Raw genomic sequence first — 18249 nt, 5'->3', positions numbered from 1 at the left:
GCAACGATGCCGAGCGGGCGGTCCGGGTGGTCAGCCCGAGGGCGTCGTCGCCGGGCCGAGCTGCGCGAGCAGGGTGGTCAGCGCGGCGGCGCCGCCGGCCGTGACCTCCGGGGTGGGCAGCAGGGCCAGCACCGGAACGTCGACCCCGGCTGCCACGTAGCGCTCGATCCGCGTCCGGCACGTCTCCGGGCTGCCGTGCACGACCAGTTCGTCGACCAGCTCGTCCGGGACCAGCTCGGCGGCACCCCGACGGTCACCGGCCGCCCAGGCCCGCCACATCGGAGCGAGCACCGCCTCCCGGCCGAGCCAGCGGTGGAAATCCGCGTACGCCGGAACGGTCAGGTAGGTGGTGATCAGCCGGCGGGCCAGCTTCCGGGCGTACCCGGCGTCCTCGGTCGGGCAGACGAAGATCCGGGCGGCCACCTCGAAGCCGGGACGGCGCTCGCCCAGCGTGGCGATCACCTTCGGTACGTCGTCGTCGGCCAGCCAGTTGAGGATCGTCCCGTCCGCCTCGGCGGCGGCCAGCCGCAGCATCCGGGGACGCAGCGCCGCCAGCAGGATCGGCGGCGGTACGGCCGGCGGCCGCTCCAACCGGAACCGCCGCACGGTGAAGGTGTCGTAGACCTCGTCGACCGTCTCGCCCCGCAGCGCCGCCCGCAGGAAGCTCAGTACGTCGCGGCTGCGCCGGAACGGTTCGGCGAACCGGGTCGCGTTCCAGTCCTGCACCAGCACCGGTGACGAGGCGCCGATGCCGAGCGAGAACCGGCCGGGGGCGGCCTCGGCCAGTGCCGCCGCGCTCATCGCCAGCAGGCCGGGTCCCCGGGTGAAGACCGGGGCGACGGCGGTGCCCAACCGCAGCGACGGCTGCCAGGCTGCGGCGAGCGCCAGCGGGGTGAACGCGTCGGTGCCGGCCACCTCTGCGGACCACAGGTCGGTGAACCCGGCCTCGGCGAGCGCGTCGTAGACCGCGTCGTGACCGTCGAGCGGTACGCCGCCCAGCGGCACGGTCATTCCCCAGCGTGTGGTCACCGGTCGATGGTGCCCGCTCGCCGCGGCCCCGGCAACCGGGCGCCCCGATCTTGTAGCCTCTGCCGGGTGACCTTCTCGATCGTGGCACGCTCCGACGACGGCCGGCTGCACGGGGTCGCGGTCGCCAGCAAGTTCCTCGGTGTCGGTGCCATGGTGCCGGCCGCCGAGGCCGAGGTGGGCGCGCTGGCCACCCAGGCGCACGCCAACCTGGCCTACCGGCCACAGGGACTGGCGTTCCTCCGTACCGGCCTGGCCGCGGCCGACGCGCTGGCCGGGTTGGTCGCCGCCGACGCCGGCCGTCCGCAGCGCCAGCTCGGGATCGTCGATGCGGACGGCACGGCCGCCACCTACACCGGCGCCGGCTGCCACGACTGGGCCGGCGGGCAGGCCGGTGCCCGCTGGGCGATCCAGGGCAACATCCTGGTCGGCCCACAGGTCGTCGAGGAGATGCGGGACGCCTGGCTCGGCGGCGCCGACCTGCGCTTTCCGGACCGGCTGCTCGGCGCGCTCCGGGCCGGGGACCTGGCCGGTGGTGACCGGCGTGGCCGGCAGAGCGCCGCCCTGCTGGTGGTCGGCCGTGGCGGTGGGTACGGCGGCACCGGCGACGTGGTCGTGGACCTGCGGGTGGACGACCATCCCGATCCGGTGACCGAGCTGGCGCGGCTGCTGGACCTGCACCGGATTCTCTTCGACCGCCCCGATCCGGAGACGCTGCTCGACCTGACCGGTGACCTCGCCGAGGAGGTGTCGCGGCTGCTCGCCAGGGTGGGCCACCCGGACGACGGCGCGACGCTGGAGGATCGGCTCGCCGACTGGGCCGGAGTGGAGAACCTGGAGGAGCGGCTGGTGCCGGCCAGGATCGACCCCGTCGTGCTCGCGCAGCTACGGATACGGGCCCGGTCCTGAGCAGACGGCTGCCGCCTCGAACCTGCGTACCGCGAGCAGTAGCCCCGCCCTGCCCTCGACGGCGGCAGGCCGGGTGCGTAGACCGCACCCGGCCTGCCGCCGGAACCCCGGTTACCGACGACCTGCCCCGGTTCAGGCGGTGGCCTCGGGGTCCTGCACCGACCCGACCAGCTGGTCCTGGCTGGGGGTGTAGGTCGACACGACCACACCCGACTCGAACGTCTGCACGCCGACCAACCGCAGGACCATCGGCTCGTCCGACTCTTCGAAGAGCCGCACCCCACCGCCGAGCACGACGGGGTAGGTGACCAGGCGCAGTTCGTCGAGGAGGTCGTTGCGCAGCAGCCACCTGACCAGTCCGACGCTGCCGTAGATCAGGATGTCGCCGTCCACCTCGACCTTCAGCTTGGCGATCGTCTCGGCGACGTTCTCGCTGATCACGGTGGTGTTGTTCCACTCGGCCCGGTCCAGCGTCGTCGAAACGACGTACTTGGGCATGTTGTTCATCTTGTCGGCGAAACCCGCCTCGTCGGTCATGTTCGGCCATGCGGCGGCGAACCCCTGGTAGGTGACCCGGCCGAGCAGCAGGGCGTCGGCGGCCCGGAGCTGCTCCAGCCCGGTCTGCATGGAGTCCTCGCTGACGAACTGGAAGGTGAACCGCTGCGGCTCGTCGACGATTCCGTCGGCGGTCGTGAAGATGGACAGAACGATGCGTCCCATGTTGTGCCTCCCGTGTGTGTTTTCGGTGACCTGAGATAGAGCCTCCGGCACGGGGACGGCGCGGGCATCCGTGGCGACCACGCATTCCAGCACGGATTCGGCCGCTCGGTACTGATCCGGGGGTCCGGCATGATGGTGCGATGACCGTCGCGTATCCCGTCGGAGCGTCGAAGCGCGAGATCGAGGTACTCGTCATGCTCGGCGCGCGCCTGTCCAACGCTGACATCGCCGGCAGGCTCCACATCTCGGTACGGACCGTGGAGAGTCACGTCTCCGCGCTGCTGCGCAAGTACGGCGTCGCCGATCGCAGGGCGCTCGCCGAGATCGCCGTGCAGGCGCAGGCGGGTGCGCCGGTACCGGGGCGGCTGGCCGGACTGCAACCGGCGCTCACCGCCTTCATCGGCAGGAGCGTCGAACACGAGCACCTGCTGGAGACGCTGCGCGACGCGCGCCTGGTGACCCTGGTGGGACCCGGCGGGGTGGGCAAGACGCGACTGGCGGGCCAGCTCGCCGAGGCGGCCGGGCCGTCCTTCCCCTCCGGTGGCGCATTCGTCGATCTCGTCCCGGCCCGGGGCGGGTACGTCGCGCAGGCGGTCGCCGCGGCGCTCGGCGTCAGCGAGCGTCCGCAACAGTCGCTGGAGGACGCCGTGGTGGAGCGGCTCGGCGAGGGCCGGTCGCTGCTGGTGTTGGACAACTGCGAGCACGTGATCGACGTGGTGGCGCCGTTCGCGGAACGGGTGCTGGCCGGCTGCCCCGGTACCCGCATCCTCGCCACCAGCAGGGAGCGACTCGGCGTACCGGGCGAGCGTGCCGTACCGCTCGGCCCGCTGCCGCTGGGGTCCGACGCCGAGCGACTCTTCGTCGACCGCGCCACCGCCGCGGATTCCGGGTTCGCGGCGGACCCGGCGGTGGTCGCCGATCTGTGCCGGCGGCTGGACGGCATGCCGCTGGCGATCGAGCTGGCTGCGGCCCGCAGTGCCACCCTGGGCGAGGACGGGTTGCTGGCCGCGCTCGACGACCACCTGCGGCTGGTGGCCGGCGGCAGGGGTGTGGACGAGCGGCACCGCTCGCTGCGCGCGGTCATCGGCTGGAGCCACGACCTGCTCGACGAGGAGGAACGTGTGCTGTTCCGGCGGCTCGCCGCCTTCGCCGGGGCGTTCGACCTCGACGCCGTCGTCGCGGTGAGCCCGGTCGGGAGCACCCGAGGCGCGGTTGCCGACGTGCTCGGCCGGCTGGCGGACAAGAGCCTGGTCACCGTGCACCGCCGGGAGGGTACGGCCCGGTGGCGGCTGCTGCAGACGGTGCGCGCGTTCGCCACCGAGCAGCTGGACGGGTCGGGCGAGCGACCGGAGATCCAGGACCGGCATCTGCGCTGGGCGACCGATGTCGCCACCGGGCTGGAGACGAGACTGGACGGCGACGAATGGTACGAAGAGTTCGACGCGGTCGCCGACGACCTGAGAGCCGCCCTCGCCGCCGCTCCCGAAGGCCGGGCCGAGCTGCCGCACCGGCTGGCCCGAGCCCTGGCTCACCTCGCCTACAGCCGACGGTTCCTGGCGGAATCTCTCGGCCACTACCGGGCCGCCGCCGAGCGGGCCCCGGCACCGGGCACGGCCGCGGCGGACCTCTACGCCGCCGCCGCCGTTTCGCACGCGCTCGGCGACGACGGCCAGCGCCCGTTCGACCTGCTGCTCGCGGCGGCGGAGCGGGCCCGCGCGGCCGGGGATCACGGGGCCAGGGCCATCGCGCTGGCGCAGGCGGTCACCACCGCCCGGAGGCATCCGGCAGGCTTCGCCGTTCCGTACCAGCGCCTGCGTGATCTCCTCGACGAGGCGACGTCGGCGGCGGACGGGGCCAGCGACGCCGTGGTGTCGGCCCGGCTCGCCGAGGCCGCGGCCTGGGCCGCGACCTCCGACAGGTACGAGGCGGACCCGGCGCTCGCCGACGCCGCCGCGGCAGCCGCCCGGGCCACCGGCGATCCGGTGCTGATCAGCGCGGCCCTGGATGCGGTGGCCACCGCCGGCATCGTGGCGGGGCGTGGCGGAGAGGTGCGCCGGGTGACGGAGGAACGGTTGGCCCTGCTGCCGGCGATGCCCCGGCACGACCCGACCGCCGCCCCGGAGATCGTCGACACGTACCGGATGGCCCACCTGGCCGCCCTCGGCGTCGGCGACCTGCCGGCCGCCCTGTCGATCGGGCAGCGGACCGTCGACGACGACCTCGCGGGTGGCTCCTACTACTCGGCCGCCCTCCTGATCACCCCGCTGGTGCTCAGCGGGCGCTTCGACGAGGCGCTGCGGATGGCGGGCACCGCGTGGGACGGCTGGCAGCGGGCCGGCCGTCCCCGCACCGGCACGATGTCACCGCCGATGGCCGCCGTCGCCCTCGTGCACGGGCTACGCGGCGACGACGACGGGTACGCCTTGTGGCGTTCCCGCGCGATCGAGGTCATCGGGGAGCTGCCCGCGCACTCCACGTTCCTGACGATGGTCGATGCGCGGCTCGCCGTGCACACCGGGCGGGTCGGGGACGCCGCCGCAATCGTCCGCCTGGCGTTCAACGGGGTCCGCAGCTGGTCCCCGCCCTACTCCCGGGCGGCCGGCGCCGAACTGGCCGTCCTCGCCGGGCTGCCCGACGCGCCGGAGCTGCTGTCGGCCGCCGAACGGCACGAGAGCGCCTGGGCCGCCGCCTGCACCGCTCGCGCCCGGGGGCGCCATGACGGCGACAGCGCGGCCCTCACCGCCGCCGTGGCGGGGTGGGAGCGGATCGGCGCCCGGTTCGAACGGGCCACCACGCTCCTGCTGTTGCCGGAGCGCGCCGCCGAGGGCCGACAGGAGCTCGCCGCCCTCGGTGTCGAGGTGCCGGCCGGTCCCTAGTCCGCCGGCCCCTTGCCACCTCGGCCGGTATCTCGGGGCACCACTCGATGCAGGGTGACCAGTACCAGGGCGGTCACCAGGGCTGCGGTACCGGCGATCCCCGCCGCGCTGCCGCCGTACGCGACCAGGAGCTGGCGCCGGCCGAACTCGGTGATCGGCGTGGACCGCACGCCATCGGTCCAGCCGAGGGCGACCGCGGCAACCAGCAGCAGAGCCAGGCCGACGATGGCCAGCACCGCGCTGGCCCGCCGGTTGCCGTCCACGGCCGCGACCTGTGCGGTCTCGCGCTGGGTCAGCAGCAGCGTCAGGCTGGCCGCGGACGCCCAGGCGCCGACCACCAGAAGGGCCGCCACGGCATCGCTGGGCCGGTGCCAGCCGGCCGAGAGGGTACCGACACCGGTCGCGGCGGCGTACCCGGCGCCGACCAGCGCGGCCCAGCCGCGCACCCGGGGCGGCAGCACCATGACCAGCGCGATCGCCACCGAGGCGGCGACGGTGGTGTGTCCACTGGGCAGGCTGTTGCCGGCCGCGTCCCGGGCCTCGTCGACGTTGAAGTCGGGCCGCTCGATGAGGACCTTCAGCGCCTGGGTGGTGAGATTGGCGCCCAGGATCAGCAGCACGGTCACCACCGCCAGGGTGATCCGGACCCGGATCAGCGCGATGAAGCCGATGACCGCGGTCGCGACCAGCAGGGACAGCAGGGAGACGGCGTTCAACACGCCGCCGACGATGCCCTCGATCCGGTGCTGTCCGACCGAGGTGCCGGTGAGTGCGATGGTGTCCAGCACCTGGCCGTGTTCGGTGCCGACGGCGAACCGCCAGAGCACGACAAACGCGAGTATCTGTAGCGCGGTCCACATGACCAGCCAGGACGCTGTCAGGATGCCGCTTTGGCGACGCACGCCGGACACCGTATCGGACGCTCCCGGCATAGCCGACACCGCACCGTCCGGTGCCGGTCGGGAACAGGGCGAGATGACAAGAAGCGGGAGGGGCCGCCACGGGGGAAGCGGCCCCTCCCACTGAGGGAAGGATACTCCGTCACGCCGTACGCGGCACCCCGTACTGACTGGAAACTCAGTGTCTTTGTCCAGTCCCGCCATGAAGGTCTCCGCCAGGACGGCCGGCGGAGCATGCCGGTCCCGGGCCGGCCGGAGGCGAGTCCGGGCGGGCGGCACCGGTTGGTGCCGCCCGCCCGGGCAGTGGTGCGCGTCCTCGCGCCGTCCGGAGTGGAACGGGAGTGGCGGGCCGGCCGGATCGCTGCGTTGGCCAATCCGGCCGGGCCCGCCACGGTTGGCCTGACCGTGGGAATCAGGCCCGTCTGGTGACCGGGATCAGCCGATCAGCCGGTCGTAGTCGTGCAGCGCCATCGCCACGTCGATCTGCGCCCAGAAGCGGTGGTAGTTGAACGTCGGCACCGGGCCGCCGTTCAGGTACGACTCCACCTTGTCCCAGTCCGGGTCGTCCTCGAGGAACGAGCGGATGCTCAGGAAGGTGGAGTTGGAGTTGATCGGGTCACCGTTCGGCATGGTGCCGGTGAAGCCGGACGGGACGTAGAGGCCCTGGCCGGTGCTGGAGTTGTAGGTGTCGTCGAAGCGGTTGTAGTCCGCCTTGGTCTCCGTCACCGAGACGCCCAGGTCGTCCTTGTGCTGCAACACGGCGTCGAGCAGGGCCTTCGCCATGTCCTTGGACGGCTGGTGGTTGGCCTTCGCACCGTAGTAGACCAGCGTACGGGCGTAGGCACCCGCGACGCCGACGTCCTGGGTGTAGTCGACCACCGAGACCCGCAGGTTGCTGTTGTTCACCGAGGTGGTACCGGAGGTCCAGCTGCCACCCGGCTGACCGCTCCAGCTCAGCGTCGACGGGATCTCGTAGTTCGCGCCGCTCACCGTGGTGTGCTCGAGCGCCCAGTTGACCCACTTGTCGAGCAGCGCCTTGGCCCGGGTGTCACCACTCTCGTGGTAGTACTCCGCGACCCGCTCCATGCTCCACGCCTGGAAGCCGAACCACTGGTTCGACGGCGGGTCGTGGTAGACCGGCTTGACGTCGTACACCATGCCGTAGAAGGTCGGCACCCCGGACGGGCGGGCGCTGTAGTCGCCGTTCCAGCTGTTGGTCGCGCCACCGGCGATGGCGCCGTCGGCCGACTGGAGCCAGGTGTAGAAGTCGATCTGCCGAGTGAGGCTGGTGGCCCAGTCGGTCCGCGCGGTCGGCGACCGCGGGGTCAGCTCGGAGACCGTGGAGAGGGCGTACGCGGCGAACGGGTTCTGGTAGCCGCCGTGGTTGTGGCTGGAACCGATCCGCCACGACCAGCTGCTGCTGCCACCCTGCGAGCCGCCCCAGGCGTAGTACCAGGAGAGCAGGTACGCGGCGCTGTTCTTGCCGGTGCCGGCCGCGCAGGACGGCGAGGCGCACCCGGGCTGCTTGAAGTACTTGTCGTACATCGCGTAGCGCAGGTAGTCACCCATCTTGGCGGCGTTGGCGATGGTGGCCGAGATCTGACCCTCGGCACCCTGCTCCTTGGCCCACTTCAGCGCCCAGTACGCGGCCTGGACGGCGCGCGCGTCGGCGTCGGGAGCGTTGGTGTAGCGCCACTGCTGGGCGTAGGACGAGTCACCGATGAAGATCGGCAGGTAGCCGTTCGGGCCGCCGTGCGTGAACGTCTCGCAGGAGGGGTGCGGGACGGTCTCGAAGACCGACTCCTGCGGGCCCCGCTGGTAGGTGTTGATGTACGCCGGCTTGGTGGTGCCGTCGCCGCACTTGCCGTAGCCGTAGACGTTGTCCACGTCGAGCAGCCAGTGCATGCCGTACACCCGGCCGCTGTTGTAGGTGGACTGCAGCTCGGCGGCGAGCGGGTCCTGGCCCACCTTGACGCTGGAGTCGAGCTTGCCGCCCTGCTGCGGATAGAGGTCGGGCCGGTTCGCCTCCGGGGCGTAGTCCGCCGGGTCGCTGGCGTTGTAGTTCGACTGGGTCTCGGACGGGATGATGTACCGGTCCATGACCTCCCAGGCGTCGTTGAACGGTCCCCACTCGCCGGTGGTCCGGCCGTACATGGCCTCCAGGAAGAGCCAGTAGCTGAACGCCTCGGAAGTGGTCTCGTGACCGTGGTCCGGGGCCTCGACCAGCAGCGTCTCCACCGAGTGGTACGGCACGCCCTCGGGGCTGAAGTAGCCGTTCGCCGGCGCCTTGATCTTGTTGTACAGCTCCAGGAACTCCTCACCGTACTCGCCGGCCGGTCCGCCACCCTCGTCGTCGGTGACGGTCACCTGGGTGGTGCCGGGGGTGCGCCCGCTGGCGCTGGCGGTGATGGTCGCCGTGTCGTTGGTGTCGTCGGCGTCCTGTGCGGCGTTGACCTGGACGTTGACCCCGGTGTTCCAGTTCGACGGGGTGATCGTCGCGGTGCTGGCGCCGAGCGTCACGTCCGCGTCGCCGGTCTTGCTCAGGTTGACGGTGACGTTGCTGGTCGGCGCGGCGCTGAGCCTGACGTTCAGCGCGGCGTTGCCGCCCTCGGGCACCGTGAGGGTCGCCGGGACCACCACGCTCGCCTGGCTGGTGCCGCCGACGGTGAAGGCCACCTCGTCGATGCCGCTCAGTCCGGCGCTGTCGTACGCCCGGGCCTGCGCGGTGTACGACCCGGCCGGCAGCGCGCTGTTGGTGTAGCTGTACGGCGCGCTGGTGTCGGTGCCGACCAGCAGGCCGTTGCGGTAGAACTCGACGCGCTCGACCGGTCCCTCGGCGTCGGTGGCGGTCGCCGTGACGGTGACGTTGGCCGGTGCGGTGAAGGTCGCGCCGTTGGCCGGGCTGGTGATGTCGACGGTCGGCGCGGTGTTCTGGGCGCCGTTGCAGGGGTTGCCGTTGATGGTGAACGCGGTCGGGTTGGCGTTCGTCCCGGAGTAGGAGCCGTTGAACCCGATGCTGGTGGAGGCGCCGGTGGCCAGGTTGCCGTTCCAGGACATGTTCGTCGCGGTCACGTTCGCGCCGGACTGGGTCCAGTTCGCCGACCAGCCCTGGGTGATGCGCTGGTTGCCCGGGAACGTGAATCCTAGGCTCCAGCTGGTCATCGGGTCGCCGACGTTCCTGATGGTGATGGACGCGCTGAATCCGGAGCCCCAGCTGTTGGCGGTATAGGTGACGTCGCAGCCGGGTGCCGCGTAGGCGGTGCCGGGGATGACGGCAACACCTCCGACCACCAATATGCCGGCGGCGGCCATCGCCAGTCGGCGTCTTCCTAACCTCAACTTCATGTCGTGACTTCTCCTCGCGGACCGGGCCGCGGTCATGCCGCGGCTGGGGCGCCTCCTGTGCGCGTGGTGCGGGGGCGATGCGCGTGGTGGGGTGGGCGCCGGAATGGTGGTGATCAACCCGTCCCGGACCGGGGTCGGCGGACGCCGGAGGAGACGCCGGACGTGGCGGCTCCGAGCGGTGCAGGGACGCCGTTACCGAGAGACTCGGATGCCCTGGCGGCCCACGTTCGCGTCGGCTGGTGGCTCCCTACCGCGATAGTTCGACAGTGTTGCATGGGAGCGCTCCCGCAGCAAGTGGAGGCGGTTCAGCTCCACTAGGGACGACCAGAAGAGCCCGCTGACCTGGGCATAGCGTCGATCCCCACAGCACGGCGGGGTTTCGTCGACGTTGGCCTGATGTTTCGATCTTATTTTGGGTCTTTCACAAACCCGTGACGCGGGCTACAGTCCAACCAACGTCGATGGGAGCGCTTCCATCGATGACGGTGTAAGTAGCTTGGATCGCACCACCACGGAGGTGCGAGGACCCGGTCCGCCGGGTCGATCGCTCCCCGATGGGCGAGCTACGGACATGTTACGTAGCCGCCGACCGCTCAGCCAGAGGGCTGAGGGCGGGCCAGCCCGGACTCCGCCGTCAGCCAGCTCACCAACGTCGGAAGGAGGTGGAACCAGAGCCACTCGCGTGGCCCGGCTCCCGCGCGGCACGCACGACCTGGACGCCAATTCCGCTCGTGCGTGTTTGTAACTCATGCTGGGGACGGGGGTTGCCCTCCCCGTCCCCACACTAACCCCCCGCCAACGACGGGAATATCGGTCATCGGTACAGCGTCCCGACGCCGAACCGGTCGATCGGCTGCGTCATCGGCACCTTGGACGGCGACCGGCCTCGTCGCGACGCGACGAACGGTCGCCGTGGTCATGGTGCACGTGGGGACGGGCAATGGACGAGGCCCAGACCCGCCATTGCCACCCGAACATCCCATACGCAATCGCCCGGTAGATCGCTACGCTCTTGTGTGGGAGCGCTCCCGGAGTACTGCGGAGGGCCCCACTCACGAGGAGACACAGCATGTCCGTACTGACTCGGCGGCATCTGCTACGCCGCGCCGCGTTGTCCGCCAGTGCCGTGCCGGCCGGCCGCCTGTCGACGAGCACGGCGGCGGCAGCAGCCGCCGGCGCGGTGGCGACCGGCTGCGACGCCGACCCCGAGGCCGACGACGAGCGACGTACGGCGCCGGACGCGCAGCTCGGACTCCGCTTTCCGGACGGCTTCGGGTGGGGCGCGGCCACCTCGGCATACCAGATCGAGGGGGCGGCCAAGGACGACGGACGGGGCGAGTCCGTCTGGGACACGTTCAGCCACACCCCGGGACGGGTCCGGGGCGGGGACACCGGCGACGTCGCTGCCGACCACTACCACCGGTACGTCGAGGACCTGGACCTGATGAAGGAACTGGGACTGCGGACGTACCGGTTCTCGATCTCCTGGCCGCGGATCCAGGCCGACGGCACCGGCGCGCCCAACCAGCGCGGACTCGACTTCTACCGGCGCCTGGTCGACGGCCTGCACGACCGGGGCATCGCCCCGATGGCCACCCTCTTCCACTGGGACCTGCCGCAGTCGCTGCAGGACGTCGGCGGCTGGGAGTCCCGGGACGTCGCCTACCGCTTCGCCGACTACGCCGAGGCGATCTTCGAGGCGCTCGGCACCAGCGTGCCGGTCTGGCTGACCATCAACGAGCCCAAGACGGTGGTGCAGAACGGCTACCTGCAGGGGCACCACGCCCCCGGGCTGCGCGACCCGGACGCGGCCTACCTGGTCGCGCACCACCTGCAACTCGCGCACGGCCTGGCGGTACGCGCGCTGCGCGCCACCGGCAGCGACAGCCGGATCGGCCCCGCGCTGAACCTGCACCCCTGCTACCCGGCCGACGACGCCCCCGGGGTCGCCGACGCGACCCGGCTCTACGACGGTTACGAGAACCGGCTCTACCTGGACTCCATCTTCCGGGGCGCCTACCCGGGCGACGTCCTGGCCGACCTGGGCCCGGACAGCCGGATGGTCCGAGGCATCCGGGACGGCGACCTGGCGATCATCTCGTCCCCGGTGGACCTGCTCGCGGTGCAGTACTACACGCCGCTCTACATCACCGCCGACGGCGGTACGGTCCGCCGGTGGGCGACCTCCGAGGCGAGCTGGCAGCAGATCTTCCCCGAGGGGATGTACGACATCCTCACCCGGGTGACCCGGGACTACGGCGACGTGCCGCTCACCGTCACCGAGAACGGCCTGCCCACCCCGGACCGGCTCGCCGCGGACGGCACGGTGGACGACATCGGCCGGATCGCCTTCCTCCGCGACCACCTGGCGGCCGCACACCGGGCCATCGGCGACGGCGTACCGCTGGAGAGCTACCACGTCTGGTCGCTGATGGACAACTTCGAATGGAACGAGGGCTACGAGCAGCGATGGGGGCTGGTCTACGTCGACTTCCCCACCCAGCGCCGGATCCCCAAGCGCAGCGCGCACTGGTACCGGCGAGTGGTCGCCGAGAACACGGTCTGACCCCGAGCCGGCCCGACCGTACCACCGTCGAAGGGGTTGCATGGGGAATTACAGCTCGACAAGAAGGCACATCACCGAGGCCGAACTCCGGTCGCTGGTCCGGCGCGGCTTCGGTGACCGGACCGGGATCACCGACTGGCAGGAACTGACCGGCGGCACCTACAACGCGGTGTACGCGATCACCCTCGGCGAAGGCACCGAACTGGTGCTCAAGGTCGCCCCGCCACCCGAGCTGAAGCTGCTCAGCCACGAGGTCGACCTGATGCGCACCGAGGTCGACTTCTACCGCCGGGCCGCCCGGGTGGTGCCCGTCGTACCCGAGGTCGTGCACGCCGACTTCCACCGGGACCTGATCGGCACCGACTTCGTCTTCCTCAGCCGCGTGGCCGGCAGGGACCTGAACGGCATCCGGGACGAGCTGACCCCGGCGCAGCTCAGCACCGTACGCGGTGAGATCGCCGCGTACGCGGCCGGGCTGCACACCGTCACCGGCCCGTCGTACGGCTATCCGCTGCGTGGCAGCCGGAGTTGGCAGCCGACCTGGCGGGGTGCCTTCGGCGCGATGGTCGACGACATCCTCGCCGACGCACTCCGGCTGGGCAGTGCGCTCCCCGCCCCGCCCGACCGGATCGGCGAGCTGCTACGGCGGCACGCCGACGTCCTCGATGAGGTACGCCGGCCCGCACTGGTCCACTTCGACCTCTGGGACGGCAACGTCTTCGTCGCCGCCGATCCCGCCGGCACGGTCCGGGTGACCGGCCTGATCGACGGCGAACGGGCCTTCTTCGGCGACCCGCTGGCCGAACTGGTCTCGATGACGCTCTTCCGTGAACTGGACGACGAACCGGAAATCCTCGCCGGCTACGCCTCCGCCGGACACGGCCGAATCGAACTGACCCCCACCGCGCGGCGCCGGCTCACCCTGTACACGATCTATCTCTATCTCATCATGTGCATCGAAGGCGCCACCCGGGGCTGGGACGGACCGGAACGGGACGAGTACGAACAGAGGCTCGCCGGGCGGCTCGACGCGCAGCTGAGCCGGCTCGACAAGGTGGGATCGGCTTAGGAGGGACAAGGCCGGATCGGCACAGGACGGCAGCAGCGCCGGACGGGATCGAGGCGACCCGGCGGCTGGCACACCGTCGCCCCGCTGACCGGGACCACCGGTCAGCGGGGCAGTGCCTGCTGGAGCTCCGCCCGCAGCGCCGGAGTCAACATCTCACCCGCCGCCTTCGCCAGCTTCGCCATCTCGTAGCCCACCACGCCGATGTCGGCGTCGTTGGCCGCGAGGGTGGCCAGAATCGAACCGTCCCGGATCTGCATCACCAGGAAGTAGCCCCGCCCCATCTCGACCACCGTCTGCTTGACGATGTCGCCGTCGAACATCTCCGCTGCCCCGGTCGTAATGCTGGACAATCCGGAGGTGACCGCGGCGAGCTTGTCGGCGTGGTCCCGGGGCAGGTGCTCGGAGACCGCCACCAGCAACCCGTCGGCGGAGACCACGATGGCGTGCGCCACCCCCGGCACCCGCTCCGTGAACCCGCTCACCAGCCAGTTCAGATCCCGTGCCTCTTGACTGAGCGTGCTCAATACTTCTCCTCTTCGGTGCGCGCGCCGGCCGGCGCCATGGGTATGACCATCGTGTCCTCTGCCTCGGCCCGCCGCAGCCCACCGTAGTACCGGGAGAGCATGCCGCCCACCTGCTCCGGATCGGGCGCCTCACGCTGGACCGGCGGCCTGGGGCGGGCCGACTCCGCCTTCACCCGCAGTTGGGCCATCGGCACCCGGATCGGCAGCCCGTTGGCGTTGGTCCCGCCGGTCACCGGCACCGCCGGTGGGGCGTTCCCGGTGGCCAGCGCCCCGGTCGGCCCGCCGGCCGCGGCCGGCGGCGCCATGTTCGCCCTGCCCTGCCGCGACCACCAGGTACTGGCCGGCGCGGAACCGGCACCGCCGGCCATCCCGAGCACGTCCTCGGCCCGGGTCGGCGTCTCCCGGCGACCCGGCCGGCGAAGCTGCCCGGCGTCGACGCCGCCGCCCTCCCCCGGCGCCGGCCGGCCCTGCGGCGGACGCGTCCCGTTCGGTCCGGTCACCGCACCCGCGACCATCTCGAGCATCCGCCGTTCCGGAACGGCCGACGGATCCGCGGTCGGCGCCGGGGCGAGCAGGTTCGCCGGCAGCCGGACCGCCGCCACCAGGCCGCCCTGCCCGCTGCTCCGCAACCGCACCCGGATTCCCTGCCGGGCGGCCAGGTGGCTGACCACGAACAGACCCATCCGCTCCGACGCGGCAACGTCCGCGGCCGGCGGCACCGCGAGCATCTGGTTAGCCCCCTCCAGCGCGGCCGGACTCATCCCGAGGCCCTGGTCCACCACCTGCACCAGGACGCTGCCGTCCGGCTGCCTGGCAGCGTCGACCTGGACCACGGTGTCCGGACGGGAGAACGCCGAGGCGTTCTCCAGCAACTCGGCCAGCAGGTGCACCAGGTCGGCGACGGCGTGCCCGACGACGTACAGCTCGTCGGCGACGTTGTGCCGGATCCGCTGGTACTGCTCGATCTCGGCAACCGCGGCCAGCAGCACCGTGCCGAGCAGCACCGGGCGGTTCCACCGCCGGGTGGCCTCGCTGCCGGCCAGTACCAGCAGGCTGTCGTCGTTACGCCGCATGCGCGCGGCGAGGTGGTCCAGTTTGAACAGGTTCTCCAGCTGGTCCGGGTCGCTCTCGTCCTGCTCCAGCCCGTCGAGCAGCTCCAACTGCCGCTCGACCAGCACCTGGCTGCGTCGGGCCAGGTTGACGAACATGGCGTTGACGTGTCGTCGCATGATCGCCTGTTCCAGCGCCACCGTCACCGCGCTGCGGTGCACCGCCACGAACGCCTCGGCCACCTCGCCGATCTCGTCCATCGACCGGACGTCGGCCGGCGGCACGTCGAACTCGGCGGCGACCGGATCGACCGTACGCAGCCGTTCCAGGGTCTCCGGCAACTCGACCTGCGCCACCCGCAGCGCCTGACCGCGCAGCATCCGCAGCGAGCGGGCGACCGAGCGGCCGATCGCGATCGAGGTGAACAGGGCGGCCAGCAGTACGCCCAGCACGCCGCCCGCGGTGAGCAGCGTCCGACGTAACTGCGCCGCGCTGCGGGAGTCCGCCAGCGCCACCGCGTCGTCCACCGCACCCGCCTGGACCTGCCGGAGCAGCTCCTGGCGCTGCTGGCTGATCGTCCACCAGGAGCCGGGTTCCAGCACCGCGGCGGTGCGCTCGCCGGCGGAGAAGGTCGTCTCCTCCAACCGGACCGCGGCCACGAAGTCCGGGTCAGCCGCGGCCCGCTCGTACCGTTCTATCTGTCGGTCGGTGGCCGAGCGCCGGAACCCGGCCAGGCCGGTGAGCTGCTGCGCCCGCAGGTCTGCCAGCTTGACCAGGTCGTTCTGGTCGTACCGGCCGGCCCGGGCGGCGGCGTAGAGCTCTCCCCGGATCCGCGAGTTGATCTCCTTGACCTGGGCGAACTCGACGTATCGCAGTACCGCGTCGGTCAGGTCGGCGCGATCCGCACCCGGCGACGGCTCGGCCAGCAGCACCAGCAGCACCTCGATGGCCCGGTCGTACTCGGCCAGTACCGGATCGGGGTTGAAGCCGGCCGCCGGCACCGAGGCCCGGACCTCCGGCAGCCGACCGAGTGCGTTGTCGACCCGGTCGTAGGAGATCCGCCACGAGGCCTCGCCCCTGGCCAGCGGCGCCGCCGCCGCCCGGAACCGGTCGATGGCCCGGTCGGCGACCGGGTAGACCGCCTCCAGCGCCGGCAGCGGGCGGCCCGGCTCGACCAGCGGCCGCGCGCCGGTGCCCAGCGCCGCCAGCTCGCCCGCGGTCTGGTCCCGCTCGCGCTGCAGCTCGTGCACCAGCGCGGTGATCTCGCGGCCGACCGTCACCTGGTCGGCGAACTCGTCGAGCAGGTCGGCCTGGCTGACCAGGGCACTGGTCTGCGCCCCGGCGAGCACCAGGAACGCGACCGACGGGACCACGAGGACGGCGCCCAGCTTGGTACGCATCCGCCAGTCCCGCACTCGGAACGCGGACCTGCGGCGATGCGGCACCACCCGGACATCGAGACGGCGTCGGCGGTGACGCGAGACGGCGCCATGTGACGGGTCCGGGGCAACAGCCACCATGCCTCCTACCGTCCTCGATGCAGGGGCGCGCCAAGGAGCGGAGCTATTCCAATTCAGCCCCGGCCTGCTGTCAATGATCAGGGGGGCGGTACAGCTCACGAAGGATACTGCGGGTGATCAGATCTTGTCGCTGTCGCCGACTCGTCCTCATCCGTCCGGACGATGCGCTCAAGTCCGGACGCACCGTCGAGTCGACCGATCGCCACCAGAGCAGCGCCGACCGCACCGATCTCCGGGTTGCGGACGTGACGTACCTCCCGCGGGGCCAGCGCGACCGAAAATGAACGCCGCCACCACCCGGACGCGGCGACGGCCCCGCCGCCGAGTACGACCTGGACCGATTTGTCCAGGGTAGACTCGATCATCGTGACCACCTGCGCCACCTGGAGGCAGAGCGCACCCATCAGTCCGGCCAGGATGTCCACCGCGGTGGTGTTGAAACCGAGCCCGGCCAGCGCGCCGGAGCCGGCCGGGCCGAGCCCGGGTGGCCGGTCGCCGCCCAGCCGGGGATCGGCCGGTACGCCGTCACCGGGCGGCAGCCGGGCCAGCGCCCGGTCGAGCGCCGGTCCCTCGGGCAGCCTCATCTCCCGGCGGGCCCACGCGTAGAGGTTGCCGCCGCCGGAGAAGGCGGTACCGGTCACCACGTGCTCGTGGTCCACCCGGTAGCGCCAGAGCTGCTCCGGCAGCGGCGGCAGCTCGACACCCGCCGGAACCCGCTGGACCAGCCGCACCGCCGCCGACGTGCCGACGGTGACCGCCGCGCGCCGGCTGTCGTAGCAGCCGCAGCCCACGTTCGAGGCGGCGCCGTCGCCGCTGGGCGGCGCCCAACGGGCGGCCCGCAGCGCCGGCCAACGCCGGGCGTACTCGGAACGGAGCCGGCCGTGCCAGGCCAGCGGTGCCAGCGTCGGCAACTCGCCCGGGCGTACCCCGGCCAGCTCGGACGCCTCCGGATCCCAGTCCAGGGTGCGCAGGTCGAGCAGGCCGGTGCCGGAGGCCTGGGAGATGGACATGACCGTCTCGTCGAGGAGCGCGCCGCAGACGTACTCGACCAGGCCGGCGAAGCGGACCCTGGCCGCGCCGCACCGCTGGCGGAGCCAGGGCAGCCGGACCGACCAGTAGAACCGGTGCCACCAGGTGCCGGTACGCCGGTGGTAGTCGGCCGGATCCACCGGTCCGGCGATCCCCGCCGGTGCGCTGGGGCGAGTATCCAACCAGGTCAGCACCGGGCCGAGCGGATCGCCGGAGGCGTCCAGCGGGACCACCGAGTGCCACTGCGCCGAGGCGACGACGAGCTCGACACCGTCGAGGTGGCGCGCCGCCGCCAGCTCGTCCAGGCACTCGACGAGGGCGCCGAGGTAGGCCGGGCCGTCAAGGCTGGCCTGGCCGTCGCCGCCGATCAGGATCTCGACCGGTCGCCGGGCCAGCGCACCGGGCATCGGCCGGGCAGCCCCGTCCAGCACCAGGCCGCGCACCGACGACGTACCCAGGTCGAGAGCGAGAATCCTCATCGACCGAAACCGTACCGGTTCCCGGCTACCGACCAGGGCAAGGTCGCCGGCTACCGGCCGGACGGGGTGCTCTCGTCCCGGCCGCCCACCTGGTGGACAGGTCTGCCGAAGGGGTGCCGGCCCGACCGGCGCTGACCTAGACTCGGCCCGTGCTCGCGCGACTCAACTCCTGGTGGCCCGCCATCCCGGCGGCCGACCTCCGCGCGTAGCGATCTTCCACGCGGCCGCCCCACGCGG

The 18249-nt window shown here is 72.0% G+C and carries 11 protein-coding genes; 4 read left to right on the top strand and 7 right to left on the bottom strand.

The window, feature by feature from the left end; genetic code table 11:
* Positions 1 to 30 precede the first annotated feature (30 nt).
* A complete protein-coding gene (locus EV371_RS14840) occupies positions 31 to 1011 on the bottom strand; it encodes an LLM class F420-dependent oxidoreductase (RefSeq protein WP_130465921.1) in 981 nt (326 codons plus the stop codon).
* An 84-nt stretch (positions 1012 to 1095) separates the two neighbouring features.
* Here EV371_RS14840 and EV371_RS14835 point away from each other — a divergent pair, with 84 nt between their 5' ends.
* Entirely contained in the window at positions 1096 to 1935 is an 840-nt protein-coding gene (locus EV371_RS14835; RefSeq protein ID WP_130462557.1) for a DUF1028 domain-containing protein, read from the top strand.
* A 132-nt stretch (positions 1936 to 2067) separates the two neighbouring features.
* Here the strand turns inward: EV371_RS14835 and EV371_RS14830 are convergent, their stop codons facing one another.
* Positions 2068 to 2655, bottom strand: a complete 588-nt coding sequence (locus EV371_RS14830) for a dihydrofolate reductase family protein (protein WP_130462556.1) — start codon at positions 2653 to 2655, stop codon at positions 2068 to 2070.
* Between the two features lie 140 nt (positions 2656 to 2795).
* Between EV371_RS14830 and EV371_RS33810 the strand changes: the two genes are divergently transcribed.
* Positions 2796 to 5531 (top strand): winged helix-turn-helix domain-containing protein, encoded by a 2736-nt coding sequence (locus EV371_RS33810; protein ID WP_130462555.1) that lies wholly within the window; start codon positions 2796 to 2798, stop codon positions 5529 to 5531.
* On the opposite strand, the gene EV371_RS14820 is transcribed toward EV371_RS33810, so the two are convergent.
* A complete protein-coding gene (locus tag EV371_RS14820; RefSeq protein WP_130465920.1) occupies positions 5528 to 6391 on the bottom strand; it encodes a phosphatase PAP2 family protein in 864 nt (287 codons plus the stop codon). The two genes, EV371_RS33810 and EV371_RS14820, sit on opposite strands and share 4 nt — an antisense overlap.
* Before the next feature lie 474 nt (positions 6392 to 6865).
* Positions 6866 to 9775 (bottom strand): glycoside hydrolase family 48 protein, encoded by a 2910-nt coding sequence (locus EV371_RS14815; RefSeq protein ID WP_130462554.1) that lies wholly within the window; start codon positions 9773 to 9775, stop codon positions 6866 to 6868.
* A 1069-nt stretch (positions 9776 to 10844) separates the two neighbouring features.
* On the opposite strand from EV371_RS14815, the gene EV371_RS14810 reads away from it, so the two are divergent.
* Together EV371_RS14810 and EV371_RS14805 are read left to right on the top strand one after the other, a co-directional pair.
* Positions 10845 to 12341: a GH1 family beta-glucosidase gene (locus EV371_RS14810; protein ID WP_130462553.1), complete on the top strand. Its 1497-nt coding sequence runs from the start codon at positions 10845 to 10847 to the stop codon at positions 12339 to 12341.
* Between the two features lie 40 nt (positions 12342 to 12381).
* A complete protein-coding gene (locus tag EV371_RS14805; protein ID WP_130462552.1) occupies positions 12382 to 13410 on the top strand; it encodes a phosphotransferase in 1029 nt (342 codons plus the stop codon).
* A 101-nt stretch (positions 13411 to 13511) separates the two neighbouring features.
* Here the strand turns inward: EV371_RS14805 and EV371_RS14800 are convergent, their stop codons facing one another.
* From EV371_RS14800 to EV371_RS14790, 3 genes are all read right to left on the bottom strand, one after another.
* A complete protein-coding gene (locus EV371_RS14800) occupies positions 13512 to 13934 on the bottom strand; it encodes a roadblock/LC7 domain-containing protein (protein ID WP_130462551.1) in 423 nt (140 codons plus the stop codon).
* Positions 13931 to 16384, bottom strand: a complete 2454-nt coding sequence (locus tag EV371_RS14795; protein WP_486484617.1) for a sensor histidine kinase — start codon at positions 16382 to 16384, stop codon at positions 13931 to 13933. The genes EV371_RS14800 and EV371_RS14795 overlap by 4 nt, the downstream gene beginning before the upstream one ends.
* 215 nt (positions 16385 to 16599) lie before the next feature.
* Positions 16600 to 18012, bottom strand: coding sequence for an FGGY family carbohydrate kinase (locus EV371_RS14790; RefSeq protein WP_130462549.1), 1413 nt, complete (start codon positions 18010 to 18012; stop codon positions 16600 to 16602).
* Positions 18013 to 18249 lie beyond the last annotated feature (237 nt).

This window comes from Plantactinospora sp. CNZ321 (assembly GCF_004217235.1).
This window is presented reverse-complemented; position numbering and strand designations above follow the sequence as displayed.

Bases quoted from the DNA above. Each gene is read 5' to 3' on its own strand.
- EV371_RS14840 (WP_130465921.1), bottom strand. From the start codon at position 1,011: ATGACCGTGCCGCTGGGCGGCGTACCGCTCGACGGTCACGACGCGGTC.
- EV371_RS14830 (WP_130462556.1), bottom strand. From the start codon at position 2,655: ATGGGACGCATCGTTCTGTCCATCTTCACGACCGCCGACGGAATCGTC.
- EV371_RS33810 (WP_130462555.1), top strand. From the start codon at position 2,796: ATGACCGTCGCGTATCCCGTCGGAGCGTCGAAGCGCGAGATCGAGGTA.
- EV371_RS14820 (WP_130465920.1), bottom strand. From the start codon at position 6,391: ATGTGGACCGCGCTACAGATACTCGCGTTTGTCGTGCTCTGGCGGTTC.
- EV371_RS14815 (WP_130462554.1), bottom strand. From the start codon at position 9,775: ATGAAGTTGAGGTTAGGAAGACGCCGACTGGCGATGGCCGCCGCCGGC.
- EV371_RS14810 (WP_130462553.1), top strand. From the start codon at position 10,845: ATGTCCGTACTGACTCGGCGGCATCTGCTACGCCGCGCCGCGTTGTCC.
- EV371_RS14805 (WP_130462552.1), top strand. From the start codon at position 12,382: ATGGGGAATTACAGCTCGACAAGAAGGCACATCACCGAGGCCGAACTC.
- EV371_RS14795 (WP_486484617.1), bottom strand. From the start codon at position 16,384: ATGCGTACCAAGCTGGGCGCCGTCCTCGTGGTCCCGTCGGTCGCGTTC.
- EV371_RS14790 (WP_130462549.1), bottom strand. From the start codon at position 18,012: ATGAGGATTCTCGCTCTCGACCTGGGTACGTCGTCGGTGCGCGGCCTG.